The sequence below is a fragment of the Isoptericola haloaureus genome, from assembly GCF_036689775.1.
GTDB lineage: Bacteria > Actinomycetota > Actinomycetes > Actinomycetales > Cellulomonadaceae > Isoptericola > Isoptericola haloaureus.
In genome coordinates this window covers 409,378-436,292 of record NZ_JBAGLP010000118.1, presented here as the reverse complement: position 1 = coordinate 436,292, position 26,915 = coordinate 409,378, and the positions used below count along the sequence as shown (strand labels likewise).

The 26,915-nt window shown below is 73.4% G+C and carries 19 protein-coding genes; 9 read left to right on the top strand and 10 right to left on the bottom strand.

Annotated elements, in window-relative coordinates; genetic code table 11:
- Window positions 1-723, bottom strand: coding sequence for an exonuclease domain-containing protein (locus V5O49_RS12080; protein ID WP_332902458.1), 723 nt, complete (start codon window positions 721-723; stop codon window positions 1-3).
- Between the two features lie 90 nt (window positions 724-813).
- Here V5O49_RS12080 and V5O49_RS12075 point away from each other — a divergent pair, with 90 nt between their 5' ends.
- The 3 genes from V5O49_RS12075 to V5O49_RS12065 all read left to right on the top strand — a co-directional run bounded on the left by V5O49_RS12075 (window position 814) and on the right by V5O49_RS12065 (window position 6,705).
- Window positions 814-1,938, top strand: a complete 1,125-nt coding sequence (locus V5O49_RS12075) for a GuaB3 family IMP dehydrogenase-related protein (RefSeq protein WP_332902457.1) — start codon at window positions 814-816, stop codon at window positions 1,936-1,938.
- 179 nt (window positions 1,939-2,117) lie between these two features.
- Complete coding sequence (locus V5O49_RS12070; protein WP_332902456.1) at window positions 2,118-3,740, top strand: succinic semialdehyde dehydrogenase; 1,623 nt, start codon at window positions 2,118-2,120, stop codon at window positions 3,738-3,740.
- A gap of 271 nt (window positions 3,741-4,011) precedes the next feature.
- Window positions 4,012-6,705, top strand: coding sequence for an amidase family protein (locus V5O49_RS12065; RefSeq protein WP_332902455.1), 2,694 nt, complete (start codon window positions 4,012-4,014; stop codon window positions 6,703-6,705).
- Between the two features lie 61 nt (window positions 6,706-6,766).
- Here V5O49_RS12065 and V5O49_RS12060 read toward each other — a convergent pair whose 3' ends face one another.
- Both V5O49_RS12060 and V5O49_RS12055 read right to left on the bottom strand, forming a co-directional pair.
- Complete coding sequence (locus V5O49_RS12060) at window positions 6,767-7,753, bottom strand: DUF4031 domain-containing protein (RefSeq protein ID WP_332902454.1); 987 nt, start codon at window positions 7,751-7,753, stop codon at window positions 6,767-6,769.
- Window positions 7,750-8,457, bottom strand: a complete 708-nt coding sequence (locus V5O49_RS12055; protein WP_332902453.1) for a FadR/GntR family transcriptional regulator — start codon at window positions 8,455-8,457, stop codon at window positions 7,750-7,752. The genes V5O49_RS12060 and V5O49_RS12055 overlap by 4 nt, the downstream gene beginning before the upstream one ends.
- 118 nt (window positions 8,458-8,575) lie before the next feature.
- Here V5O49_RS12055 and V5O49_RS12050 point away from each other — a divergent pair, with 118 nt between their 5' ends.
- Window positions 8,576-9,127: a gluconokinase gene (locus V5O49_RS12050; RefSeq protein ID WP_332902452.1), complete on the top strand. Its 552-nt coding sequence runs from the start codon at window positions 8,576-8,578 to the stop codon at window positions 9,125-9,127.
- 55 nt (window positions 9,128-9,182) lie between these two features.
- On the top strand, window positions 9,183-10,565 hold the full coding sequence (locus V5O49_RS12045; RefSeq protein ID WP_332902451.1) for a GntP family permease: 1,383 nt from the start codon (window positions 9,183-9,185) through the stop codon (window positions 10,563-10,565).
- Between the two features lie 138 nt (window positions 10,566-10,703).
- Here V5O49_RS12045 and V5O49_RS12040 read toward each other — a convergent pair whose 3' ends face one another.
- The 3 genes from V5O49_RS12040 to V5O49_RS12030 all read right to left on the bottom strand — a co-directional run bounded on the left by V5O49_RS12040 (window position 10,704) and on the right by V5O49_RS12030 (window position 16,719).
- A complete protein-coding gene (locus V5O49_RS12040; RefSeq protein WP_332902450.1) occupies window positions 10,704-11,975 on the bottom strand; it encodes an acetate/propionate family kinase in 1,272 nt (423 codons plus the stop codon).
- Window positions 11,972-14,137 carry a phosphate acetyltransferase gene (pta, locus tag V5O49_RS12035; protein ID WP_332902449.1) on the bottom strand — a complete coding sequence of 722 codons (2,166 nt, stop codon included), beginning with the start codon at window positions 14,135-14,137 and terminating at the stop codon, window positions 11,972-11,974. The genes V5O49_RS12040 and pta overlap by 4 nt, the downstream gene beginning before the upstream one ends.
- 107 nt (window positions 14,138-14,244) lie before the next feature.
- The gene (locus tag V5O49_RS12030; RefSeq protein WP_332902448.1) at window positions 14,245-16,719 is read right to left on the bottom strand and encodes a phosphoketolase family protein; all 2,475 of its coding nucleotides are present in this window, start codon (window positions 16,717-16,719) and stop codon (window positions 14,245-14,247) included.
- A 189-nt stretch (window positions 16,720-16,908) separates the two neighbouring features.
- Between V5O49_RS12030 and V5O49_RS12025 the strand changes: the two genes are divergently transcribed.
- On the top strand, window positions 16,909-17,835 hold the full coding sequence (locus V5O49_RS12025) for an SURF1 family protein (RefSeq protein WP_332902447.1): 927 nt from the start codon (window positions 16,909-16,911) through the stop codon (window positions 17,833-17,835).
- A gap of 202 nt (window positions 17,836-18,037) precedes the next feature.
- On the opposite strand, the gene V5O49_RS12020 is transcribed toward V5O49_RS12025, so the two are convergent.
- Both V5O49_RS12020 and V5O49_RS12015 read right to left on the bottom strand, forming a co-directional pair.
- Complete coding sequence (locus tag V5O49_RS12020; RefSeq protein WP_332902446.1) at window positions 18,038-19,015, bottom strand: hypothetical protein; 978 nt, start codon at window positions 19,013-19,015, stop codon at window positions 18,038-18,040.
- A gap of 174 nt (window positions 19,016-19,189) precedes the next feature.
- The gene (locus V5O49_RS12015; protein ID WP_332902445.1) at window positions 19,190-19,771 is read right to left on the bottom strand and encodes a TetR/AcrR family transcriptional regulator; all 582 of its coding nucleotides are present in this window, start codon (window positions 19,769-19,771) and stop codon (window positions 19,190-19,192) included.
- Window positions 19,772-19,870: 99 nt separating this feature from the next.
- Between V5O49_RS12015 and V5O49_RS12010 the strand changes: the two genes are divergently transcribed.
- Entirely contained in the window at window positions 19,871-21,499 is a 1,629-nt protein-coding gene (locus tag V5O49_RS12010) for a glutaredoxin domain-containing protein (RefSeq protein WP_332902444.1), read from the top strand.
- A 135-nt stretch (window positions 21,500-21,634) separates the two neighbouring features.
- On the opposite strand, the gene V5O49_RS12005 is transcribed toward V5O49_RS12010, so the two are convergent.
- Together V5O49_RS12005 and V5O49_RS12000 are read right to left on the bottom strand one after the other, a co-directional pair.
- Window positions 21,635-23,422, bottom strand: a complete 1,788-nt coding sequence (locus V5O49_RS12005; RefSeq protein ID WP_332902443.1) for an ABC transporter ATP-binding protein — start codon at window positions 23,420-23,422, stop codon at window positions 21,635-21,637.
- The gene (locus V5O49_RS12000; protein ID WP_332902442.1) at window positions 23,419-25,191 is read right to left on the bottom strand and encodes an ABC transporter ATP-binding protein; all 1,773 of its coding nucleotides are present in this window, start codon (window positions 25,189-25,191) and stop codon (window positions 23,419-23,421) included. The genes V5O49_RS12005 and V5O49_RS12000 overlap by 4 nt, the downstream gene beginning before the upstream one ends.
- 65 nt (window positions 25,192-25,256) lie before the next feature.
- On the opposite strand from V5O49_RS12000, the gene V5O49_RS11995 reads away from it, so the two are divergent.
- Together V5O49_RS11995 and V5O49_RS11990 are read left to right on the top strand one after the other, a co-directional pair.
- Window positions 25,257-25,652, top strand: a complete 396-nt coding sequence (locus tag V5O49_RS11995; RefSeq protein ID WP_278236596.1) for a DUF3817 domain-containing protein — start codon at window positions 25,257-25,259, stop codon at window positions 25,650-25,652.
- On the top strand, window positions 25,649-26,908 hold the full coding sequence (locus V5O49_RS11990) for a ThiF family adenylyltransferase (RefSeq protein WP_332902441.1): 1,260 nt from the start codon (window positions 25,649-25,651) through the stop codon (window positions 26,906-26,908). The genes V5O49_RS11995 and V5O49_RS11990 overlap by 4 nt, the downstream gene beginning before the upstream one ends.
- Window positions 26,909-26,915: the final 7 nt, after the last annotated feature.

The window sequence follows — 26,915 nt, the reverse complement described above, 5'->3', positions numbered from 1 at the left end:
TCAGCCGGCGGCGCGCGGCGTGGTCGGCCAGGTGGTCGACGCGCCCGGGCCGGGGAGCCCCTGGCGGTCCCGCCAGGCGTTGAAGCTCTCCGCCCAGGCACGGTGCGCGTCGCGCTGGGCCGAGTGCAGGGCGTCGAGCGCCACCGAGCGCAGCTCGGGGAACCGCAGCACCTGAGCGTCCAGCACGTCCAGCGTGGCCAGCACGTCGACGTCGGCGCTGTGCAGCTCGCCGTCGCCCACCACGCCGTACAGCTCGCACAGGTCGCCCAGGCGGCGCTTGCCGCGGCGGTAGCGGTCCTGCCAGCGGTCGATGACGAGCGGGTCCAGCACGGGGGAGACCGGCCGTCCGAGGCGCTCGGGCACCGTCGGCAGCCCGTGGCGCGCCAGCTCGGCGTCCAGCAGCGTCAGGTCGAACGAGGCGTTGTAGGCCACCACCGGGACGCCGTCGCGCAGGTGCGCGGTGAGGACCGCGGCGATCTCGTCGAGAGCGCCGGCCGGGGCCACGCCGTGCGCCCGCGCGTGCTCCGTCGTCACGCCGTGGATCGCCGCCGCCTCGGCGGGGATCTCCACCCCCGGGTCGATCAGCCAGGTGCGCACCTCCGTCGACGTCGCCGTGCGCACCACGACCGCCGCGGTCACGATGCGGTCGTCGTGCACGTCGACGCCGGTCGTCTCGGTGTCGAAACCGAGCAGCGGTCCGCCCGTCCAACCGGTGTCGTCCATCTCGATCCCCTCTCGTGGCCTCTCGTCGGTGACGATGCCACGAGCCTCCGACAGGGACCGCGACCCGCGACGGCCGGTAGGCTGGCCCGCGTGAGCAACGAGATCGAGATCGGACGTGGCAAGCGCGGGCGTCGCGCCTTCTCCTTCGACGACGTGGCGGTGGTCCCCTCCCGCCGCACGCGCGACCCGAAGGACGTCTCCACCGGGTGGCAGATCGACGCCTACCACTTCGACCTGCCGATCATGGCGGCGCCGATGGACTCCGTCATGAGCCCCGCCACCGCGGTCGCCCTGGGCAACCACGGCGGCCTGGGGGTGCTCGACCTCGAGGGCCTGTGGACCCGCTACGAGTCCCCGGAGCCGCTGCTCGCGGAGATCCGCGCGCTGCCCGCCGACGAGGCGACGTGCCGCATGCAGGAGATCTACGCCGAGCCGATCCGGTCCGAGCTCATCACCCAGCGGCTCAAGGAGATCCGCGCCGCGGGCGTCACCGTGGCCGGCGCGCTGTCGCCGCAGCGCATCCAGGAGCACTACCAGACCGTCCTGGACGCCGGGGTCGACCTGTTCGTCATCCGCGGCACGACGGTCTCGGCCGAGCACGTCTCGAGCAACGCCGAACCGCTCAACCTCAAGCGGTTCATCTACGAGCTGGACGTCCCCGTGGTCGTCGGCGGGGCGGCCTCCTACACCGCCGCCCTGCACCTGATGCGCACCGGGGCGGCCGGCGTGCTGGTCGGGTTCGGCGGCGGCGCCGCGCACACCACCCGTGTCGGGCTCGGGATCCACGCCCCGATGGCCACGGCGGTCTCCGACGTCGCCGCGGCCCGGCGCGACTACCTGGACGAGTCCGGCGGTCGCTACGTGCACGTCATCGCCGACGGCGGGGTGGGCCACTCCGGCGACATCGTCCGGGCGATCGCCTGCGGCGCCGACGCCGTCATGCTCGGCGCGGCCCTCGCCCGTGCCTCCGAGGCGCCCGGCCAGGGCTGGCACTGGGGTCCTGAGGCCCACCACTCCCAGCTCCCGCGCGGCGAGCGCGTGGAGGTCGGCACCGCCGGCACGCTGGAGGAGATCCTCTTCGGCCCGGGGCGCCGCGCCGACGGCACGACGAACCTCGTCGGCGCCCTGCGCCGCGCGATGGCCACCACGGGCTACTCCGACCTCAAGGAGTTCCAGCGCGTGGAGGTCGTGGTCTCGCCGTACCAGCCGCGGTGAGCGAGCCGACGGTGACCCGGTCGCCGGCCGCACGGGTTCCACGTCGCGCGCACGAGGGCCGACTCCTGGTGCTCCGCACCGACGGCCGCACGCTCGACGGGACGGGCTGACGGCGAACGTCACGCGCTGCCGACCTGGCCTTTACCGGCTCGTCACCCCCCGCACGTAGGCTGTCGCTCATGGCAACCGCGCACGAGAGCGACGGCGCTCCGGTGGAACTCATCGACCCGGAGCTGCCCGCCTCCACCTACGTCCTCGAACCCGAGATCGTGGCCCCGCTGGTCCGGCGGGTCGTGACCTCGCACGACGGCGGGACGCACCGCAGCACGCTCCCCTTCACCGGCGCCCCGCTGGCGGCGATCCCGCTGTCCGGGCCGGGGGACGTCGTCGAGGCCACCCGCCGTGCCCGCGCGGCGCAGCACGACTGGGCCGCGCAGCCCGTCCGAGACCGCGCCCGCGTGCTCGACCGGCTCGGCGCCCTCGTGCTGGAGCGGCAGTCCGAGATCCTCGACCTGATCCAGATGGAGTCGGGCAAGTCCCGGCGCAACGCGTTCGAGGAGGTCGCCGACGTCGCGCAGACCTGCCGCCACTACGTCACGCGGGCCCGGCGCTACCTCGCCGACCGGCGCGAGCCGGGCGCCCTGTCGGTGCTGACCGGGGTGCGGGTGCACCGCCGGCCGGTCGGCGTCGTCGGCGTCATCGCCCCGTGGAACTTCCCGCTGACCCTCGCCCTGGCCGAGGCGATCCCCGCCCTGCTGGCCGGGAACGCCGTCGTCGTCAAGCCGGACCCCCAGACCACGCTGTCGGCGCTGTGGGCGTCCGAGCTGCTCGCCGAGGCAGGGCTGCCGGACGACCTGTTCGCCGTCGTCGCCGGGGCCGGGGACGTGGGGGCCGCACTGATCGACCACGTCGACCACGTCGCGTTCACGGGCTCCACCGCCACCGGGCGGAAGGTCGCCGCCCGGGCGGGGGAGCGGCTCGTCGGCGCCACCCTCGAGCTCGGCGGCAAGAACCCGCTGTACGTCGCGGCCGACGCCGACCTGGACCGCGCGGTGCCCGGGGTGCTGCGGGCGTGCTTCACGAACGCCGGCCAGCTGTGCATGTCGATCGAGCGGCTCGTCCTGCACGAGCGGATCGCCGACGAGTTCCTCGCGCGGTTCGTCCCGGCGGTGCGCGAGCTCACGCTCGGCGCCGGGCTGGACTACTCGGCCGATGTCGGCTCGCTGGTCTCCGCGGTCCAGCTCGAACGGGTCTCCGCGCACGTCGACGACGCCCTGGCCAAGGGGGCCCGGGCGCTGGTCGGCGGCGTGCACCGCAGCGACGTCGGGCCGTACTTCTACGCCCCGACCGTGCTCGACGACGTCCCCGAGGACGCGGCCTGCCGCCACGAGGAGACGTTCGGCCCGGTCGTGGCGGTCACGCGCGTGGGCGGGGACGACGAGGCGCTGCGGGTCATGAACGACACGCACTTCGGCCTCAACGCCTCGATCTGGTCCCGTGACGTCCCGCGTGCCCGGCGGCTGGCCGCCAAGGTCGAGTCCGGCACGGTCGTGGTCAACGACGGGTACCTGCAGGCCTGGGGTTCCGCCGCCGCACCGATGGGCGGCATGAAGGCGTCGGGGCTGGGGCGCCGGCACGGCCGGGAGGCCGTCGAGGCGGTCACCGAGGCGCAGAGCGTCGTCGCCCAGCGCGGGCACCACGTCGGGCTCTCGGTGGACTCGCTGTACGCGCTCGGCGGGGACGTGCCCAGCCGGGTGCTCACCGGTGCGCTGCGGGTGATGCGGCGGCTGCGGCTGCCCTGAGACGCCGTCCAGGGTCCGGCCGGCCGGGAGGGCTCGGCCGGTCCGGGCGGCGAGCAACGCTGCGGCATCACGACGCGACCTCGCGATGATTGCCGTGGGCGATTTTACGGTGACGTTACGGACCCCTAATACTGTTGACTCATTAAACAAATATCCATGGGTGACGGCTGCGCAGCCCGGGCTACGTCGCCGACTGTCCCCCATGGAAAGGTTCACCATGACCAACGCTTCACGGCCGTGTCCGAGTCGACGGGCCGTATGGTCGGCTGGTTTGACCACAGCAGCGCTCGCCCTTGCGGGGCTCCTTCCGGCTGCACCGGCGTCCGCGGTGACGGTGGTCACCACGGCGAACGGTGCCGAGTTCACAATCCACGACGCCCACCGCCCATCTCTCGACACCGGCAGCATCCGCTCGCTTTCCGGCTCGCGTCTCGAGGGATTCGGCAACATTTTCCTCCAGGTCACCGAGGGTGATGATCGAATGAACGGGCAGATGCTCCGTGGGTTCGGGCTGACGGCCGACGGATCCGGCGGCTTCGATTCGACCAGGTCGGTGCTTGTCGACGGTGTGCAGGTCGCCCGCGACGTCACCGTCGAGACGGGTGAGGACCGGGTGCGTTTCCTCGATTCCTTCACCAACACGACCGATGCGACCGTGACGGTCCGTGTCTCGTTTGGCGGCACGCTCGGTTACGGCACGGGCGACGATGCCGGTGTCATCATCGCGACAGCTGACGGCGACACCGATGTCGAGACCTCCGACACCTGGGTCGTCTCGGCCGCCGCCGATCGGCGTCCTGTGGGTATCGTCGTCGGCGAAGGGGTGGACGCGCTGGGAGACCAGCAGGCCGACCCGTTCAGCACTCCGTACGAGCACGAAGGGTCGCGCGCGAACCATCCTGGGTTCGTCCAGACGTTGGAGATCGCCGCCGGCGAGACTCAGTCGCTCCTGCAGTACGTCATCGCCGGCGGGGCAGGGGCTGACGCGCTCGGGCCGCTGACCGAGAATGCGTCCGACCTGGCCGATGACGCTGCTGCGGTGGACCTGGACCTCGCGATGAGGTGCAGCGTGGTCAATTGGTCGTTGCCCGGCACCGAGGACGCGGCCTGTGACGCCGCGCCGCTGCTGCCGATGCCGAGCGCCGACCTGAGCACGTTGACCTCCGAGGCAGCCGCAACGACCGTGGACTACGACGTCACGGGTGCGACCATCGAACGGCTGCAGATGGACATGCGGTCGGGCATGACCACGTCGGTCGAGATCACGCAGGCCTACCTGGACCGCATCTCGGCGTACGACGGTGGCGCGCTCGGGTTCCACTCCTTCATCACGGTGGCAGACGACGCTCTCGCTCAGGCTGCTGCGGCTGATGCCGCCCGTGCCGAGGGCGCGGACTCCGACCTGCTCGGCATCCCACTGGGGATCAAGGACCTCTACGACACCTTCGACATGCCGACCACTGGCGGCACGCGCGCATTGGAGGACTTCCAGCCCGCGAAGGATGCCTGGCAGGTCGCCAGGCTCCGTGAGGCGGGCGCCGTCATCATCGGCAAGACCAACATGTCCGAGTTCGCGTACTCGGGAGGCTTCAGCGAGTCCGGCTTCATGCAGACGTGGAACGCCCTGTACCCCTCGAAGACGTCGCACGGATCCTCCGGTGGCTCGGGTGCGGCAGTGGCGGCTGACCTCGCTGCCGCGGGCATGGGGTCGCAGACCGGGGTCTCGCTCTACGCGCCGTCGACCTCCAACGGGCTCGCGACCTTCCGCGGTACCGATGGGCTCTCGTCCACCTCAGGCGTCCAGCCGCTCACGTGGGGGCGGGACTTCGCCGGGCCGATGGCGAAGACCGTGACCGACCTGTCCTTCTTGCTCGACGCCACCAGCTCGCGGACTACGGGCAACAATCCTGACGATCTGCTCACGTCGCGAGTGGACAACGATCTGCGGCCTGAGTCCTTCGGATCGCGCCTGCAGCCGGACATGCTCGACGGAAAGGTACTGGGCATCATCCCGGACTCGTTCGTCTCGTCGCGGCTGCCCGACGACCCGACCGGCCCCGCCGCTCGTGCCAGACTCGAGGAGCTGGCAGAGGCAGCCGGCGCCGAGATCGTCGAGGTGCCCGAGCCGGAGTCGTTCGAGCGCTCTCCCGGTGGTAGCGCCGGAGCCGAGGGCTGGGCTCGCTACATCGAGGAGCAGGAGTCCTTCCCCTTCGCTGACGGAAACGAGCTGACCGCGTCTCCGCTCGTGCTCCCGTACAACGAGAGAAGCCAGCGGGACACACCGCGGATGACCGAGCAGCAGGTGACCGACTATCTCGACTGGCGGGACCGCTACAAGGAGCACATCGCGGCCTGGATGGCCGACCAGGGCATTGACGCGGTGGTCTACCCCGGGTTCCTCTCGGCGGTCGGCAACAACGACGTGTCCTCGGCGATCCACACGTCTGACCGGTCGACGGGGGTGCTGACCTCCACCGCGGGCCTGCCCACGGTGGTCGTGCCGGTCGGCGCGAGCCCCTACGGTCAGTCGATGTCCTTGCAGATCGTCGGCCCGGCGTGGACGGACGACGAGGTGCTCGGCATGGGCTACGCGCTCGAGCAGGGAGTTGCGGCTCCGGTGGCCACGACCTTCGCGGACGCGCTTCCGGCTGATATCGGAGACGTGACCACCGACGTCAAGATCCAGACGCGTCGCCTCATCGAGAGCGCGACCAACACTGTGACCGTCCGGGTGGTCGCCCGCGGCGGGTTCAAGGCGTCGGGCACGGTGGTGGTCGAGGTCGCAGGGCGCACCCTCACCACCGAGGTCGAGGCCGGAGTGGCTGTCGTCGAGCTTCCCGATCGGCTCGAGGCGGGACGTCATCAGATGCGTGCGAACTACATCGGTGACACCGCGACCGAGGCGTCAAGCACGGTCGCGACACTCAGGGTGGCAGAACCCCGCGGAAGGGGCGCCGGCCACTGATCTTCGGTTCGCGACGCGCCACACGCTGAGGCCCCTGCTCGCCCTTGCGCGAGCAGGGGCCTCAGCCCGTCAGCGTGGCGAGCTCGTCGCGCAGGTTCGCCCCGGCCTGGTCGGCCCAGCGGCGTCGTGCCGGCTCCGTCCGGAACAGCCCCGGTCCGGCGTGCAGTGCCAGGAGCTGCTCCAGCACGTCGGCGCGGCCGGCGCGGAAGTCGGCGTCGTCGACGTGGCCGTACTCGGCCCGCACCTGGGCCGTGTAGCGGGCGTACCGCGCCGGCGAGCCGCCGAGCACCGCCAGGTCCGCGTCGCTGACCAGGGCCCCGAGCCGGTCGGCCGGGTCCGGGTCGTGGTCGGCGGTCACCAGGACCAGCCGGGCCACCTCCTCCACCTGCTCCGGGTCCGCGAGCCCGCGTCCGGGGGAGTCTGTGGCCGCGGGTCCGGGGAGGTCTGCCGCAGCGGCGTGGCACCGCGGCAGCAGCGTGCGGGCCAGCGCGGCGGAGAGCTCCTCGTCGGCCGGGGTCGCGCCGTCGTGCACCGCGTCGTGGAACCACAGGGCGAGCGCCGCGCGTCGTGCTGCGGGGCCGTCGGCCCCCGGGACCTCGGGGGTCAGCTCCTCGAGGGCGTCGAGCGTGTCGGCCAGGTGCAGACGCGCGTGGTAGACCCGGTGCGGCTCGCCCCAGCGCTCGACCAGCTCCTCGCCGACCGCGGCGGCCCCCGTCGGGAGGGTCCCGCCGTCGGTGGTCCACAGCCGCGCCCACCGGGCGCGCAGCGCGACGGGCTTCGCCCGGGCCCGTTCTCGGCCGGGCACCCGCAGACCGGACGCGGCCAGCCGCCGGGTGAGCTCGCGACCGGTGACGGGCACGGCCCCGGCCGCCACCAGGTCCTCGAACCGCTCGTCGGGCACGTCGTAGTGGTCGACGTCGAGAGCACGGTCGGGGATGCCGGCCGCGCGGGCGAACGTCCGCAGCTCGTGCAGGGAGCGGTCCGAGACGAGGTGCGACCAGCGGCGGCCGTGCGCCGGCCACGTCGGCGGGTCGACGAGCACGGTCACGACGAGGCCTCGTCCGTGGTGGTCTCCAGGGACCGACGCACCTCGCCCACGATCGCGGCCATGGCCGCCTCGGCCGCCGGGGCGTCCCCGGCGGCGACCGCGCGGGCCACCGCCTCGTGCTGGTCGAGCGCCTCCGGTGCGGGGGAGGCCGGCATGAGGCCCAGGTGGGTGCGACCCGACAGGACCTCGGCGACGACGCCGGCCAGCGCGCCGAACATCTCGTTGCCGCTGGTGCGCAGCAGCAGCTCGTGCATCCGGATGTCGAGCGCGAGGAAGTCCTCGAGGTCGCCCCGGACTCCGAGCACCCGCATGCGGGCCGCGAGGTCGACGAGCTCGGCGCGCTCGGCGTCGGAGGCGTGGCGTGCGGCACCGGCGGCCGCGAGCGGCTCGACGGCGTGGCGCAGCTCCGTGAGCGTGCGGAGCTGGGCGTCGCGTCCGGGGCCGGCCAGCCGCCAGCGGATCACCCGCGGGTCCAGGACGTTCCAGTCCTCCATGGGCAGCACGACGAGCCCGACCCGGCGGCGGGACCGGACGAGGCCGAGGCCCTCGAGCAGCCGCATCACCTCGCGGGCGACGGTGCGCGAGACGTCGTGCTCGACGCCGATCGACTCGAGCGTCAGGACCGCGCCGGCCGGGACGTCCCCGCTGGTGATGGACCGGCCGACGGCGTCGAGCACGGGGCTGTGCAGGGCGGCGGACGGCATGGGGCGAGCCTACCGACGTGCGCGCCACCGGCAATTGGTGACACCAATTGCTTGTCAAAGGTGATACCTATGAGGCATGCTCGTGGGACGCATCCACCCCGACACGGAAGTCGATCCGATGGACACCGACGTCACCACCCCGGCGCACCGCCCGCCCGACCCCACCGCCGTCCCGCACGTCGTCGTCATGGGCGTCGCCGGCTCCGGCAAGACCACGGTCGCCACGCTCCTCGCCGCACGCCTCGGCGTCACCTACGCCGAGGCCGACCAGTTCCATCCCGCGGCGAACATCGCCAAGATGAGCGCCGGCACGCCGTTGACCGACGCCGACCGGGCCCCGTGGCTGGCCACGATCCGTGACTGGCTCAGCGCCGAGGCGGACGCGGGCCGGCCCGGCGTCGTCACCTGCTCGGCCCTCAAGCGGGCCTACCGCGACGTGCTGCGCGCTGCGCACGGCCAGGTGCTGTTCGTGCACCTGGACGGGCCGCCCGAGCTGCTCGCCGAACGGATGGAGGGCCGGACGGGGCACTTCATGCCGCGATCGCTCCTGCCGTCCCAGCTCGCCGCGCTCGAACCCCTGGCCGACGACGAGCACGGCCTGACGCTCAGCATCACCGAGACGCCCGACGCGATCGTCGACGCCGTCGCCGACCTGCTCGGCCGCGGCTGACGCGTCCACCCCCGCACCACACCCGATTCCCACCCCCGATGTCGACGAGGACACCATGACCACCGACGACTGGACCCAGACCCTCACCGCCGGGCCGCTGCTCGGCATCGCCGCGGGCGCCGTCGCCCTGCTGCTCGTGCTCATCATCAAGGTCAGGCTGCACGCGTTCGTCGCGCTCGTCCTGGTCAGCCTGCTCACCGCCGTGGCCGCCGGACTGCCGGCCGGCGGCGTGATCGACGTGCTGCTCGACGGATTCGGCTCGACGCTCGCCGCCGTCGCGCTGCTGGTCGGCCTCGGCGCCATGCTGGGCCGTCTCGTCGAGACCAGCGGCGGCGCCACCGTCCTGACCGACGTGCTCATCGCCCGGTTCGGCGAGCGGCGCGCACCGCTCGCCCTCGGCGTCGCCTCGCTGATGTTCGGCTTCCCGATCTTCTTCGACGCGGGCCTCGTGGTCATGCTGCCCATCGTGTTCGCCGTCGCCCGCCGGCTCGGCGGGTCGCTGCTGCTCTACGGGCTGCCCGTCGCCGGTGCGTTCTCCGTCATGCACATCTACGTGCCGCCCCACCCCGGACCCGTCGCCGCCGCGGAGTTCCTCGGGGCGAACGTCGGGATCGTCCTGCTGGTCGGTCTGCTCGCGGCGATCCCCACCTGGTACGTCACCGCCTACCTGTTCGGACACTTCACGGGCCGACGCATCGAGCTGCCCGTGCCCCAGATCCTGGGCCGTGCCGACGAGGCCCAGATCGCGAACCCGCCGCGGTTCGCCACCGTCGTCACGGTCCTGCTGCTGCCCCTGGTGCTGATCTTCGCCAACACCGGTCTGGAGACCGCGGCGTCCGTCGGCTGGGTGGACGCGGACTCGACCGGTGTCGCGGTCGCCCGCCTGGTCGGGTCGACGCCGGTCGCGCTGCTGATCACGGTCCTCGTCGCCGCCTGGGCGCTCGGCCGCCGACGGGGGGTGGGCGGCACCGCCCTGGAGAAGACCCTCGACTCCGCCCTCGGCCCGGTCGCCTCGGTCATCCTCATCACCGGCGCCGGCGGGATGTTCGGCGGCGTGCTGCGGGCCAGCGGCATCGGGGACGCCCTCGCGGACGTCCTCGGCGACCTCGGGCTGCCGGTCATCGTGGCCGGCTTCCTCATCGCCGCCGTGCTGCGCGTGGCGCAGGGCTCGGCGACCGTGGCGCTGACCACGGCTGCCGGCCTGATCGCGCCCGCTGTCGCGGCTGGGGGCTACGGCGCGGTCGAGCTCGCCGCCGTCGTCGTCGCCGTCGCGGCCGGGTCCGTCGTGCTCAGCCACGTCAACGACTCCGGCTTCTGGCTGGTGGGCCGGTTCTTCGACATGGACGTCCGCACCACGCTGCGCACGTGGACCGTCATGGAGACCGGGATCGGCGTGATGGGCTTCGCGATCGCCGGGATCGTGTTCGCCGTCGCCTGAGCCGGAGGTTCGGGCGACCAGGGCATCGCCTGTGCCGGAGCCCGATCCTGAGCCACGGCGCGGCGGAGCGTGGGTGCCTCGGACGGGCACCCACGCTCCGCGGAGTCGCGGGCCCTGGTGGGCCCGTCGGACCGGCCGTCAGCCGGTGGCGACCGCCGCCGACGGGTGCAGCCGGTCCACGGCCTCGACGCTCTGCCGGGCGATCGCCAGCTCCTCCATCGTCGGGATGACCATGACCAGCGTCTTCGTCCAGTCGGGGGAGATGATGCGCTCCTGGCCCCGGGCGGCGTTGCGGTCGTCGTCGACGGCGATCCCCAGCGCCTCCAGGTCGGCGCAGACGGCGGCACGCACCACCGCGTCGTTCTCGCCGACGCCGGCGGTGAAGGCGATGACGTCGACCCGGCCCAGCAGCGCCGTGTAGGCGCCGACGTACTTGCGCAGCCGGTGGACGTACACGTCGAGGGCCAGCGCGGCGTCCTCGTCGCCCTCCTCGACGAGCCGGTGCAGCTCGCGGAAGTCGTTGACGCCGGACAGGCCGAGCACGCCGGACCGCTTGTTCAGCAGCGTGTCGAGCTCGTCGATGTCCATCCCCGCGTTGCGGGCCAGGTGGAAGACCACCGCGGGGTCGACGTCCCCCGAGCGGGTGCCCATGACGAGCCCCTCGAGCGGCGTCAGGCCCATGGACGTGTCGATCGGCACGCCGCCGCGCACCGCCGAGGCCGACGCGCCGTTGCCGAGGTGCAGCACGATGGTGTTGAGGTCCTCGACCCGTCGGCCCAGCACCCGGGCGACCTTGCCCGCCACGTACTGGTGGCTGGTGCCGTGGAACCCGTAGCGGCGCACGTCGTGCTCGCGCGCGACGTCGCGGTCGATGGCGTACGTGTACGCCTCCGCGGGCAGCGCCTGGAAGAACGCCGTGTCGAACACCGCCACGTGCGGCACGTCGCCGAGCAGCTCGCGCGCGACGCGGATGCCCTGGACGTTCGCCGGGTTGTGCAGCGGGGCGAGCGGCACCAGCGCCTCGATCCGGTCGATGACGTCGTCGTCGACGACCACCGGGCCGGAGAACTCCGCCCCGCCGTGCACCACCCGGTGCCCGACGGCGTAGATCCCGGCCCCGTGCAGCGCCGGGCCGATCTCGTCGAACATGCCCAGGGCGAGCCTGAGCGCCGCGCCGTGGTCCGCGACCTCCAGCTCGCGGCGCGTCCTGTTCCCCGCGAAGGTGTGCGTCACGATCCCGCTCGGCTCGCCGATCCGCTCGACGGTGCCGGCCGCGATCGCCTCGCCGCCCACCGGGTTGACCAGCTGGTACTTCAGCGACGACGAGCCCGAGTTGAGCACCAGCACCGAACCGTGCGCCCCGTACGCGCTGTAGGGGTTCGGTCGTTCCGAGGCGGGCAGGATGCTCATGCGGACTCTCCGTTCGAGGTCGACTGGGCCTGGATCGCGGTGATCGCGACCGTGTTGACGATGTCGGCCACGAGCGCCCCGCGCGAGAGGTCGTTGACCGGCTTGTTCAGCCCCTGCAGGACCGGGCCGATCGCCACGGCCCCGGCGGAGCGCTGCACCGCCTTGTAGGTGTTGTTGCCGGTGTTCAGGTCCGGGAAGATGAACACGCTGGCCTTGCCGGCCACCGCGGAGTCGGGCAGCTTGGAGGCCGCCACCGAGGCGTCCACCGCGGCGTCGTACTGGATCGGGCCCTCCACCGACATCTCCGGGTGGCGTTCGTGCACCAGCTCGGTGGCGGTGCGCACCTTGTCCACGTCCGCGCCGGAACCCGACGTCCCCGTCGAGTACGACAGCATGGCCACCCGCGGGTCGACGCCGAACTGCGCCGCCGTGGCGGCGGAGGAGGCGGCGATGTCGGCGAGCTGCTCGGCCGTCGGGTCCGGGTTGACGGCGCAGTCGCCGTAGGCGAGCACGCGGTCGGGCAGGCACATGAGGAACACCGAGGACACGACCGAGACGCCCGGCTGGGTCTTGATGATCTCGAACGACGGCCGGATCGTGTGGGCCGTGGTGTGGGCCGCGCCGGACACCATGCCGTCGGCCAGGCCCAGGTGGACCATCATCGTGCCGAAGTAGGAGACGTCCGTGACGATCTCGCGGGCCCGCTCGAGGGTCATGCCCTTGTGGGCGCGCAGCTGCGCGTACTCGGCGGCGAACTGCTCCACGTGCTCCGGGTCGGTCGGCGAGATGACCTGCGCGGCGGAGATGTCCAGGCCCAGCTCGGTGGCCCGGCGTCGGATCGCGGCCTCGTCGCCCAGGATCACCAGGTCGGCGATGCCGCGCGCCAGCACCGTGGACGCGGCCCGCAGGATACGGTCGTCGTCGCCCTCGGGAAGGACGACGCGACGGCGGTCGGCCCTCGCCCGCTCGATGAGCTCGTGCTCGAACATCAGCGGCGTCACCACGGGGGTGCGCTCGACCTCGAGGCGCGCCAGGAGCTCGTCGGCGTCGACGCTCTGCTCGAACATCGCGCGGGCGAGGTCGTGCTTGCGCTGGGCCTCGGTGGACATGATGCCGCGCGTGCGCGAGGCCACGCGGGCCACCTCGTAGGTGTCCATCGCCGTGGCGATGATCGGCACGTGCGGCTGCAGCGCGGACGCCAGCTGACCGGACCGGCCGGTGGGGCGCAGCCCGCCGGTGAGGATGAGGCCGGCCAGGGACGGGAAGCGGTCGGCCGCCTGCACGGCCAGCAGGCCGAGGACGACGTCGGTGCGGTCACCCGGTGTGATGACCACGGCACCGTCGCTCAGGTGGCCGAGCATGTGCTCGAACGTCATCGCGCCGACGATGACCTCGGTGGCCTCGCGGGCCATGAGGTCGCGGTCGCCCAGCAGCAGCGTGCCGTCCACGGCGTCGGCGAGCTGGGCGATCGTCGGGGCGCCGAGGAACGGCTCCTCGCCGATCACCCAGGTCGGCAGGTGGTCGCCGGAGAAGTCCGCCCGGGTCGCGGCGTCGGCCGTGCGGACCGCCCCCTCGGCGCGGTTCACGACGACGCCCAGCGGCTGGGCGTGGTTGGCGCGCAGCTCGGCCAGGCTCAGGCGGGTCAGGGTGGTGACGTCCTCGACGCCGCGGTCGCGGCCGGAGACCACCAGCAGCACGGGGGAGTCGAGGTTCGCGGCCACGCGGGCGTTGAACGCGAGCTCCGTGGCGCCCGAGACGTCGGTGTAGTCGGTGCCGAGGACCACCACCGCGTCGCACTGCGCGGCGACCCGGTGGTAGCGGTCCACGATGCGCGACAGGGCGGCGTCCGGGTCGGCGTGGACCTCGTCGTAGGTGACCCCGACGGTCTCGGCGTAGCTGAGGTCGACGCCGTCGTGCGCGAGCATGAGCTCCAGCACGTGGTCCCGCAGGGTGTTGCCGGACGCCGAGGGGCGTTCCGGCACCCGCGAGACGGCACGGAAGACGCCGACGCGCTGGACCTGCCGGACCAGGAGGTCGAGCACCCCCAGCGCGACCGTGGACTTGCCGGTGTCCCCCTCGGGGGAGGCGATGTAGATGCTCCGAGTGCTCACTGCCTGCCTGTTCCTCTGCACGGGGCGGTGGTCATCCCCATTCCACCGCATCGGGACGCGTGCTGCACCGATTCAGGGCGTCAGGTGCGTCACGCCGGCGACGGTCCGGTGCGGCGGCGGGCAACGGCCCACCGCCGCACCGGGTCACGCGCCGTCGGTCACTCGTTGTCGCCGCCGGTGTCCTCCATGCCTGAGGCGCCCTCGCCGACCACGCGGCGCGCACCCGGCCACACCCAGTCGCGCACCTCGGGGATGTCCTCGCCGTGGGAGCGGGTGTACTGGCGGGCCGCCAGGCGCTGGTCCACCATGCGCTGGCGCAGGCCCGCGACCTTCGAGCCGAGCCCGGGCACCCGGTCGATCACGTCGAGCACCAGGTGGTACCGGTCGATGTCGTTGAGCATCGCCATGTCGAAGGGCGTCGTGGTGGTGCCCTCCTCCTTGTACCCGCGCACGTGGATGTTGGGGTGGTTGCGCCGGCGGTAGGTGAGCCGGTGGATCAGCCACGGGTAGCCGTGGTAGTTGAAGATCACCGGCCGGTCCGGCGTGAACAGGCCGTCGAAGTCCTTGTCGGACATGCCGTGCGGGTGCTCCGTCTCGTCCTGGAGCCGCATGAGGTCCACGACGTTGACCACGCGGACCTTGAGGTCCGGCAGCTCGTTGCGCAGGATGTCCGCGGCCGCCAGCACCTCGAGCGTGGGGACGTCGCCGGCGCAGCCGAGCACCACGTCGGGGTCCTCGCCCGGCGTCTCGGTGCCGGCCCACTCCCAGATGCCCAGGCCCCGGGTGCAGTGCGCGATCGCGTCGTCCATCGACAGGAACTGCGGGGCAGGCTGCTTGCCGGCCACCACCACGTTCACGTACTGACGGCTGCGCAGGCAGTGGTCGTAGGTGCTCAGCAGCGTGTTGGCGTCCGGCGGCAGGTAGACCCGCACGATCTCGGCCTTCTTGTTGACCACGTGGTCGATGAACCCCGGGTCCTGGTGGCTGAAGCCGTTGTGGTCCTGGCGCCAGACGTGGCTGGACAGCAGGTAGTTCAGGCTCGCGATGGGCCGCCGCCACGGGATGTGGTTGGTGACCTTGAGCCACTTGGCGTGCTGGTTGAACATCGAGTCGACGATGTGGATGAACGCCTCGTAGCTGGTGAACAGCCCGTGGCGCCCGGTGAGCAGGTAGCCCTCCAGCCAGCCCTGGCACTGGTGCTCGGACAGCATCTCCATGACCCGGCCGACGCGCGCCATGTGCTCGTCGACGTCGGGGCCGTAGAAGTCGGCGTTCCACTGCTTGTCGGTCGTCTCGTACACGGCCTGCAGCCGGTTCGACGCCGTCTCGTCCGGACCGAAGATGCGGAAGTTGTCCGGGTTGCGGCGGACGACGTCGTTGAGCCAGGTGCCGAGCACGCGCGTGGACTCCGCCACGGCGCCGCCCGGTTCGGGGACGTCGACGGCGAAGTCGCGGAAGTCGGGCATCCGCAGGTCCTTGAGCAGCAGCCCGCCGTTGGCGTGGGCGTTGGCGCTCATGCGCAGCTCGCCGGTCGGGGCCTGGGCGGCGATCTCCTCGCGGAGCCGGCCGCGGTCGTCGAACAGCTCGCCCGGGCCGTAGGACTCCAGCCACTGGTGCAGCACCTCGAGGTGCTCGGGGGTGTCGCGGGCGCTGGCGAGCGGTACCTGGTGGGCGCGCCAGGAGTCCTCGGTCTTCTTCCCGTCGATCTCCGGCGGGCAGGTCCAGCCCTTCGGGGTGCGGAAGACGATCATCGGCCAGGCCGGGCGCTCGTCGTTGCCGGCGGCGGCGTCGGCCTTGATGCGGGCGATGTGGTCCATCACCTCGTCGAGGAGCTGGGCGAACCGACGGTGCACGGCCGCGTGGTCCTCGCCGTCGAAGCCGCCGGTGAAGAAGTACGGGGTGTGGCCGTAGCCGATCATCAGGTCGCGCAGCTCGTCGTCGCTGATGCGGCTGAGGACCGTCGGGTTGGCGATCTTGTAGCCGTTGAGGTGCAGGATGGGCAGCACGACGCCGTCGGTGCGCGCGTTGACGAACTTGTTGGAGTGCCAGCTCGTGGCCAGCGGGCCGGTCTCCGCCTCGCCGTCACCGACCACGGCGGCGACGAGCAGGTCGGGGTTGTCGAAGGCGGCGCCGTAGGCGTGCGACAGGGCGTACCCGAGCTCGCCGCCCTCGTGGATCGACCCGGGCGTCTCCGGGGCGACGTGGCTGGGGATCCCGCCGGGGAACGAGAACTGCCGGAAGAGCCGGCGCATGCCCTCGTCGTCGCGGGTGATGTCGGAGTAGGTCTCGGAGTAGGTGCCCTCGAGATAGGAGGCGGCGACGAGGCCGGGGCCGCCGTGGCCGGGACCGGTGACGTAGATGGTGGACTGCTCGCGCTCGCGGATCGCGCGGTTCAGGTGCGCGTACAGGAAGTTCAGTCCCGGCGTCGTGCCCCAGTGGCCGAGGAGGCGGGGCTTGACGTGGTCACGCGTCAGCGTCTCGCGCAGGAGGGGGTTGTCGAGCAGGTAGATCTGGCCGACGGAGAGATAGTTCGCCGCTCGCCACCACTGGTCGAGGCGCTCGACGTCGGTGTCCGACAGGTCGGCCACACCGGTCTGCGCCCAGGTCGTGGTGGTCGTCGTCGTCGTGCTCATCTGCCGCTCCTCCGCTGGGGATGTCAGGGCTCGTGCTGGTGACCTCATTCCATCGCACCCGGGGCCGAAGTGCAGGGGGAGAACGAGGCGACGGCCGTGACCGTTTCGTCGCGTCCGTCTGGCTGGTGACCCTGTGGTCTTACCATACCGGATTCTCGCTGCGGTGCGTGTCGCGGATACCGTGGTGCCGTGCCCGACGCCCTGCCCGCCCGACGCTCGTTCTGGGCGGTCGCCCGCCAGCCACGCATGCTCGTCGTCCTGCTGCTCCTCCTGCTCGCCGCCGCCGTGTGCGGCCGCCTCGGCGTCTGGCAGATCGACCGCGCCTACGAGCGCGCGAGCCTCGCCGCCGAGCAGGAGGCCGCCGAGCAGGCGGCGGCCGGACCGGCCTCGCTCGGGGAGCTGCTGCCTCCCCAGTCGGCGTTGCCCGGTGAGCTCGTCGGGCGCGAGGCCTGGGTCTCCGGCACCTACGAGCCCGACGGCCAGATGCTCGTGACCGGTCGTTCCCTCGACGGGGTCGAGGGCTACCTGGTGCTCACGCCGCTGCGGGTGTCCGACGACGGCACCGCGGGGGAGTCCTGGGCCGACCTGTCCGGGCCCCCGGTGCTGCCGGTGGTGCGCGGCTGGGTCGACTCGCCCGACCCGGGGGCCGAGGCGCTCGAGGTGCCCGCCGGCGAGGTCCGCGTGACCGGGTGGCTGCAGGCCTCGGAGTCGACGGCCCGCACCGGCGAGGTGCCCGCCAACGCCGACGGTCCGCCGCTGACGCAGGACATCGCGTCCTCGGCGCTGGCGAACACCTGGGACGGACCGATCTACGCGGCGTACGCCGTGCTGACGTCCTCCGACCCGGCGCAGCCCTCTGCCGCGTCGGGCGGCCCTGCGCCGCTGCCGCGGCCGGTGCTCGACGGCGGGACGGACGTGGACCTGCAGAACTTCTTCTACGCGCTGCAGTGGTGGGTCTTCGGGCTGTTCGCCGTGGCCCTGTGGGTGCGGCTCGTGCGCGACGAGATGGCCGGCGGGCGCCGTGAACGCCGCCGCGACAGGCGTCCGGGAGATCGCGAGGGGCGTCACGACGACGACCCGATCGGCACCGGCATCGCCGGCCTGCCCTCCTCCTGACCCGTCGGCGTCGCCGCCACGCCGCCCCGCCGCGCCGCCGCGCCGCCGCTTCGCCGTCCCGCCGCGCCGCCGCCACCGCCTTCCGCAGATTCCCCCGCGTCCTCCGCCGAGATCGACCCACCCGGACCGAGATCGACTGACGGTGAGTCGATCTCGACCGCGTGGGTCGATCTCGACGTCTGTCAGCGTCTGTCAGCGTCTGTCAGCGCGTGGCGCGGTGCCACAGCGCGCGGCGGATGCGCGCGGCCAGCGCCGGTGGGTCGGCGAGCTCGTCCCACAGCACCCGCAGGACCACCCAGCCAGCCTCCTCGAGCGCGTCCTGGCGGGCCTTCTCCTGCCGGACCCGGGCCGAGGGGTCGCCGAACTCCCCGCCCGAGTACTTCACCGCGCCGTCGAACTCGACCGCGACCCGCCACTCCGGCCAGGCGAGATCGACCCAGACGGTGCCGCGGTGGGTGCCGACGTCCAGCCCGGGTTCCGGGGCCGGCAGCCCCTCGTCGTGCGCGATCCACCGCAGGATCGACTCGCCGGGGGACTCCGAACGCGCGTCCGCCAGGGCCAGCACCTCGCGGGCTCGCGGCACGCCGCGCTTGCCCACCGACTCGCCCAGGATCGTCGTCAGCGTCTCCGGGTCGGCGCCGCCGCGCAGTGCCGAGTCGGTGACCACCAGGGCCTGGGCGGGGCGCAGCAGCCGCGCGCAGTCGACGACCGTCCGCTCCAGGCTCGTGGCGGGGATCCCGGCCACGGTGGTGCGGTCGCGGAGCGGGAGGTCGGTCCAGTGCCGCCGCAGGCCGCGCTCGCGTGTCTGCGCCAGGTTGGGTGGTCGGAGCTGGGTGAGGTGGACGACGTCGGACAGTCGCCACGTCCAGCACCCGTGCAGGACGGCGGCGCTCGTGTGGGAGAACCAGTGGTCGACGTCGAGACGGACGTCGACGGCGCGTATCCGGCGCAGCACCTCGGCGCGTCGTCGCGCCGCCGCACCGGCCTCGCGCGCCGGGGGCAGATAGACCCCCTTGCGGACGCGGTCGAGCGTGCCGTCCCGGGCGCGCCGTCGGATCTCGGCCCGCCGTCGCTCGCTGAACCGGGTCGCGGTGGGCAGCAGGGCCGGCGTCAGACCGCGGCGGTCGCCGGGACGGACGGCGTCCCGACGTCGCGGCGGCCCCGTGGGGTTCTCCGTCATGAGCAGCACCGTGGCAGGTCGAGGCTCCCTCGTGCGGCCCCGACCGGCCCGCCTGTGGACAACTCCCGCCGAGATCGACTCACCCGGAGCGAGATCGACCGACGGTGAGTCGATCTCGGTCGTGCGGGTCGATCTCGGCCCAGGGTCCTGCGGCGCGCTGAGCTGCGGCGCGGCTCAGGCCCTCGCGTGGGCGAGGAACCCGTCGATCGTGCGGTCGGCGAACCCGGGATCGATCTCGCGACCGAGGATGAGCCGCTCGAACAGCAGGGGCCCCAGCAGGGTCGAGGTGGCCTCGTCGAGGTCGGTCCCGGCCGGCAGCTCACCGGCGTCGACGGCGTCACCCAGCACCGCGAGCAGCGGCGCCTGCTGGGTGCGCACGAACTGCTCGCGCAGGTCCGCCAGCTCCGGGTCCCGCGCGGCCTCGCCGAGCAGGCTCGAGACGAGCGGGACGTAGCGGGTGCCGTTCATCTCCGGTACCCGTGGCGTCATCACGGCGCGGAGCCGGTCGGCGAGCTTCCCCTCGGCGGGCGGGGGAGTGGTGGGGGGCAGCAGACGGGCGAAGGCGGCGGCCACCACCTCGGACCGGGTCGGCCAGTGCCGGTAGATCGTCGAGCGCGCGACGCCGGAGGCCTCCACCACCGCCTCGATCGTCACGGCGCGCACGCCGCCGGCGAGCAGCAGGTCCGACGCCGCGCTGGTCACGGCCGTCCGGGTGCGCTCGAGGCGCGGGTCGGGTCGTCGTCGCTCGGGTGCCACGGGTCCATTCTTCCCTCTTGACTGCAAAACAGAACAGTACTGTACTGAAAGTGTTCTCGCCGCGGACGCCGCGGCCACCCCGCAGCCCCAGGAGGGACCATGTCCGCCCCCACCGTCCACGTGTTCACCAAGCCCGACTGCGTCTACTGCCGCTCGGCCAAGCACGCTCTGGACCGCGCCGGCATCGCCTACGACCAGCACGACGTCACCGCCGACGAGCGCACCGCCGACACCGCCGCCTACTACTCGGGCCGGCACACCGTGCCGCAGGTGTTCGCCGGCGACACCTGGATCGAGGCGCCCGAGGACGTCAGGGCGCTCGCCGACGACGGGCGTCTCGCCCACCTGGTCGACGCCGCCGCGGGCCCCGCTCCCTGGGACGCGGCCGGGAGCGCCGTCGACGGCGTGCTCGCCCGGGGCGCCGAGGACGTGCCGCTGCACCGGTACCTCTCCACCAGCGACGGCACCCACGACGACGACCCCGAGTCCTGGCCGATCCTGCGCTTCTACCACGACTTCTTCGGGTTCTGGCCGAACACGTTCGCCTACCTGCACCACTGGCCCACGGCGTACAAGCTGTTCGTCTACTGCCAGAACCTGGCCTCGGTGCGCGGAGCGGTCGACGTCGTCGGGCACGGCGGCATGGCCGCCATCGGCTACGCCACGTCGGCCGCCCAGGGCTGCTCGTACTGCATGACGCACGCCGTCGCCTACGGCGGGCAGGACCTGGACGTCCCGGCCGCGCTGTCCGACGCGCGCCGCGGCGGGTCCGACGACGGCCCTCTCGGCCCGTTCGAGGCGGCGCTCGCGGACCTGGCGGCTCGGGCCACCCGCCACGCCGTGACCGCCAAAAGTCTCGACGCGGTGCGCCGCACCGCCCCGGACGCTCGCGTGGGCGCCGTCGACCCGGACGCCGCGATCCAGGCCGCGACCCAGGTCGCCGCCTCGTTCGGGTTCCTCAACGTGTTCAACGACCTCGGCGGTCTCGAGATCGAGGGCGACTGGGCGGCGACTGCCGCGGCCCGCGGTGTCGACGCCGGTCGGCACGGCGTCGCGGACACGAACCCGGACAACCTGTCCCACGCGCTGCCGCAGGGCGGCCCGACGCTCCAGGAGATGCTCGCCGACTACGCGCGGCGCGTGGGGGACCCGGAGGACTACGCCGCCGAGCACCTCGGTCTGGTGCCCTCCTGGGTGCGCGCCTGGCCCGAGGCCTCGCGGCGGCACCACGTGTACCTGTACACGGAACTGATGGGGGACGGCGAGGGGTCCCGGGTGCCCGCGGAGCTCAAGCACCTGATGGCCCGGGTCTCGGCGGTCGCCCGTGACCACGCCTCCCTCGCCGCCGTGGAGGGATACCTGGCGACGCGGGCCCCGGGGGCCGGCGACCGGTCGGTCGAACGGGTGCGTCGGGCGTACGACGCGGCGCTGGGCCGGGACGACGGCGGCGCCTTCGACGACGCGGAACGGGCCGCTCTGCGTCTGGCCTGGCTGTCCGCCCAGGCGCCGTTGACGACGCCGCGCCGGTTCGTCGAGGCCGTCACCGAGCACTTCGACACCCAGCAGGTGGTCGAGCTGATGGTCGCCTGCGCGGTGGCCTCGATGGTGCAGCGGTTCGTCGCGGTGTCGTCGCCGGAGACCGAGCCCGAGGTGGGCCGTTTCCTGGCCCGGCACGACCTCGCGGCCGACCCGCTCGACGTCCGGTATCCCGCGGCGCAACGCGCCTGACCAGCGCCGAGATCGACGTACCCGTACCGAGATCGACCCACGGTGGGTCGATCTCGGTACGGGTACGTCGATCTCGCGGCAGAGGGGGTGGGGCGTCGCCGGCGGCGTCGGCGGCGGACGCAGCGGCGCGGGGGGCTACTGGTGCTGCCAGGAACGCCACAGGCGGGCGTACTCGCCGTCGGCGGCCACCAGCTCCTCGTGCGGCCCGATCTCGGTGATCCGCCCGCCGTCGACGACGGCCACCCGGTCGGCGTCGTGGGCGGTGTGCAGCCGGTGGGCGATCGCCACGACGGTGCGCCCCGTGAGCACCGCGTTCAGCGACCGCTCCAGGTGCCGGGCCGCCCGCGGGTCGAGCAGCGACGTGGCCTCGTCCAGCACCAGAGTGTGCGGGTCCAGCAGCACCAGCCGGGCCAGGGCCACCTGCTGGGCCTGCGCCGGGGAGAGCGGGTGGCCGCCGGAGCCGACCTCGGTCGACAGCCCGGACGGCAGCGCGGACGCCCACCCGCGGGCGTCGACGGCCTCCAGCGCCTCCCACAACGCCGCCTCGGACGCGCCGGTGTCGGCCAGCCGCAGGTTCTCCGCCAGCGTCCCGACGAACACGTGGTGCTCCTGGGTCACCAACGCCACCTGCCCGCGCAGGTCCTCCAGCGGTAGGTCCACCAGCGGCACGCCGCCGACGGTCACCGAGCCGCCCGTGGGCGGGTGGATGCCCGCGAGCATGCGCGCCAGCGTGGACTTGCCCGACCCGGACGGGCCGACCACCGCCAGCCGTTCCCCGGGCCGCAGGTCCACCGAGACGCCGTGCAGCACGTCGCGACCCTCGCGGTAGGCGTACCGGACCTCGTGGGCGCGCACCTCGTCCGACGTCGGCACCTGGCCGGAGGCGACCCGGTCCGGACCGACCAGGCCGACGCCGACCACGCGGGCCAGCGCCACCGCGGCGACCTGCAGCTCGTCCAGCCAGAACACGAGGTCGAACACCGGCCCGCCCATCTGGTGGGCGTAGAACGCGATGGTCGCGACGGCGCCGACGGTCGTCAGGTCCTGGGAGACCAGCCAGGCGCCCCAGACGATCGCCGCGATCGGGGCGACGGCCACGGCCGTGTCGAGCGCGGGGATCAGGCGCAGGCGCAGCCCGAGGGTGTAGCTCTCGGCGGCGAACGCCTCGGACAGGTCGCGGCGCAGCCGTCGGCGCAGGCGCGAGCCCAGCCACAGGGCGTCCGTGGTGCGTGCCCCCTCGACGGACTCGGTGATGGTGCCGTTGACCGTCGCGTAGGCGGCCGACTCGCGCAGGTATCCCGGCGTCGCCCGGCGCAGGTACCAGCGCACGGCGACGACGATGAGCGGGACGCCCACGAGGAGCGCCAGGGCCACCAGCGGGTCGGTGAGGAACGACGCCACCAGCGTCAGTCCGATCGTCACGACGCACACCAGCACGCGCGGCACGCCGAAGCGGACGGCGTGCTGCAGCTTGTTGATGTCGTTGGTGGTCCGGGCGACCAGGTCCCCGGTCCCGGCCTTCTCGACCGTCGACAGCGGGAGCCGCGTCACCCGGGCCATGAACTCCTCGCGCAGCTCGGCGAAGACCTGCTCGCCGAACACCATGGACAGCCGCTGGGCGTACCGCGTCACGACGGCCTGCACGACGACGGCGCACACGAGGACCAGCGCGATCTGGTCGACGCGCGCCAGGGTGGTGCCGGCGGCGACCTCGTCGATGAAGCGGCCCATGAGGAACGGTCCGGTGAGACCGGCGACGGCGGCGAGGGCGTGCAGGACGGCGATCACGCCCAGCCGGCCCCGGTGGCTGCGGAAGAGCCGACCGACGGTGCGCCGCACCTCGTGCCGGTCGGCGATCGGCAGCCGGCTCGACGGCTCCGACGGTGCCGGTCGGTCCGCCGGCGGCGTCGTGGTGGCGCTCATCGCGCGGCTCCTTCCAGCGTGGTCCCGGGGTCGGGCTCGGCCATGCTGCGCCCGACGACGGCGCGGTAGCGGGCGCCGTCGTCGTCGCGGCGGGCGAGCAGCTCGGCGTGGGTCCCGGTCGCGACGACGCGGCCCGCCGGCGAGAGCAGACGCACCCGGTCGACGTGGTCGAGCACCAGGGGGCTGGCGGTCACGACCAGGGTGGTCCGGCCGCGCCGCACCTCGGCGACGCGTTCCGCGATCCGTGCCTCGGTGTGGGCGTCGACGGCGCTGGTGGGCTCGACGAGCACGAGGATCTCGGGGTCGGTGAGCAGCGCGCGGGCCAGCGCGACGCGCTGCCGCTGGCCGCCGGACAGGGACCGGCCCTTCTCGGGCAGCTCGCCGGTCAGGCCGCCGGGCACGGAGTCGAGCACGTCGCGGGCGTCGGCGGCGAGGATCGCCGCGGTGAGCTCCGCCTCGCCCGCGCGGCCGCGGGCGTCGAGCTGCTCGCCGAGGATGCCGGAGAACAGGTGCGGCGTGGCCTCGGAGACGACCACGCGGTGACGCAGCGCCTCCTTGTCCAGCGCGGCGAGCGGCACCCCGCCGAGGGTGACGGGCGTGCCGGCCTCGGCGGCGTCGTCGAACCGGCCGAGGCGCGTGGCCACGGCGGCGGAGACGTCGGGGTCGGGGCACACGAGCGCCACGACCTCCCCGGGCGCCAGCACCAGCCCGGAGGCGTGGTCGACCAGGTCGCTGCCCGACGGCGGGTCGGCGGACGGCGTGGCGGCCTGCGGCGTCGCCTCGTCCACGCGCAGGACGCCGAGGATCTTGCGGGCCGACACCACGGCGTTCGTCGACGCCTGCAGCATCTGGGTGGCCATCTGCACGGGCCAGGCGAGGAAAGCGGTGTACCCGTAGTAGGTCACGAGCTCGCCGGAGGTCAGCTCGCCGCGCACGACGGCGCGGGCGCCGAGCCAGAGCACCAGGGCGCCGAGCAGGCCGGGCAGCAGCACCTGCAGACCGTCGAGGACGGACTGGACCCCGGCGACCTGGACACCACGGCGGCGCACCTCCTGCGACTGGCGGGCGTAGCGACCGGAGAAGACCTCCTCGCCACCGATGCCGCGCAGGATCCGCAGCCCGGAGACCGTGTCGGAGCCGAGGGCCGTCAGCCGGCCGACCGACTCGCGGTGGGTCTGCTGGCGCCTCTGCAGCGGGCGCACGAGCAACCCGAGCACGGCGGCCACGACGGGGATGCCGAGCGCCACCACGAGCCCCAGCGCCAGGTTCTGCCAGAGCAGGTAGCCCGCGGCGGCGGCGTAGGCGAGCACCCCGCCGACGAACCGCCCGGACATGGCGAACATGTCGCCGGCCCGCAGGGCGTCGTTGGCGACGGCGGCGACGACCTCGCCGGTGGGCAGCTTCTGCGTGACGGCGTGCCCGGTGCGGGTGGCCTTCTGGCCGACGAGCGTGGTGAACGAGAAGGAGGCCCGCAGCCAGTTCTCGACGTCGTAGGTGTGGCTGAACACGCCGGAGACGACGATCGCCACGGCCGCGACGAGCATCCAGCCGCACCACAGGAACAGCTCTCCGCCGAACCCGGAGGCGAGCCCGGAGTCGACCGCGCGTCCGAGCAGCAGCGGCGCGGACGCGGCGCCCAGGAGGGAGACGGTGCCCGCGGTGACGGCCTTGACGAGCACGTCGCGCTGACGCCACGCCTGCCAGGTGAGCAGGCGCGCCGCGGAGGACAGCGGAGGCGTGCCCGGGTCGGGCAGGGGAAGGGGGCGCACGGTCGACCAGGGTAAGCGTCGCCGAGGACGTCCGGCACCGGTTTTTCCGCGCCTATCCTGGTGCCGTGAGCACCGAGCAGAACGCCCCGACCGCGACGACCGAGCAGGCCGCGACCGCTATCCGCAAGGCGCGCGGCGCCCTGGCCCGCTACCGGGTGCTGGCGATCATCACCGGTGTGATGTTGCTCGTGCTCTGCGTCGAGATGGTCTTCAAGTACCTCGTGCCGGTGCAGGCCGTCATCGACTACATGGGCTGGGTCCCGTTCGCGCACGGGTGGATCTACGTCGTCTACCTGGTCACGGTGCTCGACCTGTGGGCCAAGATGCGCTGGGGCTTCGGCCGGCTGACCACGATGGTGTTCGCGGGCGTCGTCCCGGTGATGTCGTTCGTCCTGGAGAAGCGGGTGCACGCCGACGCCGACGCCAAGCTCGCGGCGCTCGCGCAGCGGTACGGGGCGTGACGGTGCACGACGGCGGCACGGAGGGCACCCCCGGGCGCCTCGCCCCGCTCGTCGAGCCGACCCGCGAGCTCACCGGCGCCGAGCTGGACCGGTACGCCCGGCACCTGGCGCTGCCCGGCATCGGCCCGGACGGCCAGCGGCGGCTCGCGGCCGCGCGCGTGCTGGTCGTCGGCGCCGGCGGGCTCGGCAGCCCGGCGCTGCTCTATCTCGCCGCGGCGGGCGTGGGCACGATCGGGATCGTCGACGACGACGCCGTGGACGTCACCAACCTGCAGCGTCAGGTCCTGCACGGCCAGTCCGACCTGGGCCGGTCCAAGACCGTCTCGGCACGGGCGACGGTCGCGGAGGTCAACCCGCACGTCGAGGTGGTGGAGCACGTGCTGCGCCTCGCCCCGGACAACGTCCTGGACGTGCTGCGGGGGTACGACGTCGTGCTCGACGGCGCCGACAACTTCCCGACCCGCTACCTGGTCTCCGACGCGGCCGAGATCCTCGGCGTCCCGGTGGTGTGGGGGTCCATCGACCGGTTCGACGGCCAGGTCAGCGTCTTCTGGGGCGCCCCGCGGTACGTGACGGCCGACGGCGCCCGGAGCGTTCGCCGAGGCGTCACCTACCGGGACGTCTTCCCGGTGCCGCCGCCGCCCGGCGTCGTGCCGGACTGCGCCACCGGCGGCGTGCTCGGTGCGATGTGCGGCACCGTCGGCTCGGCGATGGCCACCGAGACCGTCAAGCTGGTCACCGGCGTCGGGGAGCCGCTGCACGGCCGCCTGGCCGTGCACGACGCACTCGCCGCCGACTGGCGCGAGCTCGTCGTCCGCCCGGACCCCGGCCGGGAGCCGGTCACCGAGCTGCTGGCCGGCGACGACGCCTACGCCGCGTTCTGCGGACTGGCCCCGGCCGTCCCGGGACCCGGCCGCACGGCGGTCCCGGGCGACCTGGAGGTCAGCGCCGCCGACGCCCGCACCCTGCTCGCGGCCGACCGGCCCGCGGTCCTGGTGGACGTGCGCGAGGAGTGGGAGGCGCGGGTCCGCCCCGTGGACGGCGCCCGGCTCGTGCCCAGCGGGACGTTCCTGGGCACGGCCGCCGGCAGGCCCGACGACGTCGCGCGCGGCGCCCTGGACGCCCTGCCCACCGACCGGCCGGTGCTGCTGGTGTGCGCGGCCGGCCCCCGGTCGACCCGGGTCGCGCGGGTGGCCCGGGCGGAGGGCGTCGACGCGCGCTCCGTCGTCGGCGGGGTGCCGGCGCTGCTCGGCTGAGCCGCCG

Bases quoted from the DNA above. Each gene is read 5' to 3' on its own strand.
- V5O49_RS12005 (WP_332902443.1), bottom strand. From the start codon at position 23,422: ATGAGCGCCACCACGACGCCGCCGGCGGACCGACCGGCACCGTCGGAG.
- V5O49_RS12080 (WP_332902458.1), bottom strand. From the start codon at position 723: ATGGACGACACCGGTTGGACGGGCGGACCGCTGCTCGGTTTCGACACC.
- V5O49_RS12030 (WP_332902448.1), bottom strand. From the start codon at position 16,719: ATGAGCACGACGACGACGACCACCACGACCTGGGCGCAGACCGGTGTG.
- V5O49_RS12020 (WP_332902446.1), bottom strand. From the start codon at position 19,015: ATGACGGAGAACCCCACGGGGCCGCCGCGACGTCGGGACGCCGTCCGT.
- V5O49_RS12050 (WP_332902452.1), top strand. From the start codon at position 8,576: ATGGACACCGACGTCACCACCCCGGCGCACCGCCCGCCCGACCCCACC.
- pta (WP_332902449.1), bottom strand. From the start codon at position 14,137: ATGCGGTGGAATGGGGATGACCACCGCCCCGTGCAGAGGAACAGGCAG.
- V5O49_RS12040 (WP_332902450.1), bottom strand. From the start codon at position 11,975: ATGAGCATCCTGCCCGCCTCGGAACGACCGAACCCCTACAGCGCGTAC.
- V5O49_RS12010 (WP_332902444.1), top strand. From the start codon at position 19,871: ATGTCCGCCCCCACCGTCCACGTGTTCACCAAGCCCGACTGCGTCTAC.
- V5O49_RS12070 (WP_332902456.1), top strand. From the start codon at position 2,118: ATGGCAACCGCGCACGAGAGCGACGGCGCTCCGGTGGAACTCATCGAC.
- V5O49_RS12055 (WP_332902453.1), bottom strand. From the start codon at position 8,457: ATGCCGTCCGCCGCCCTGCACAGCCCCGTGCTCGACGCCGTCGGCCGG.
- V5O49_RS12045 (WP_332902451.1), top strand. From the start codon at position 9,183: ATGACCACCGACGACTGGACCCAGACCCTCACCGCCGGGCCGCTGCTC.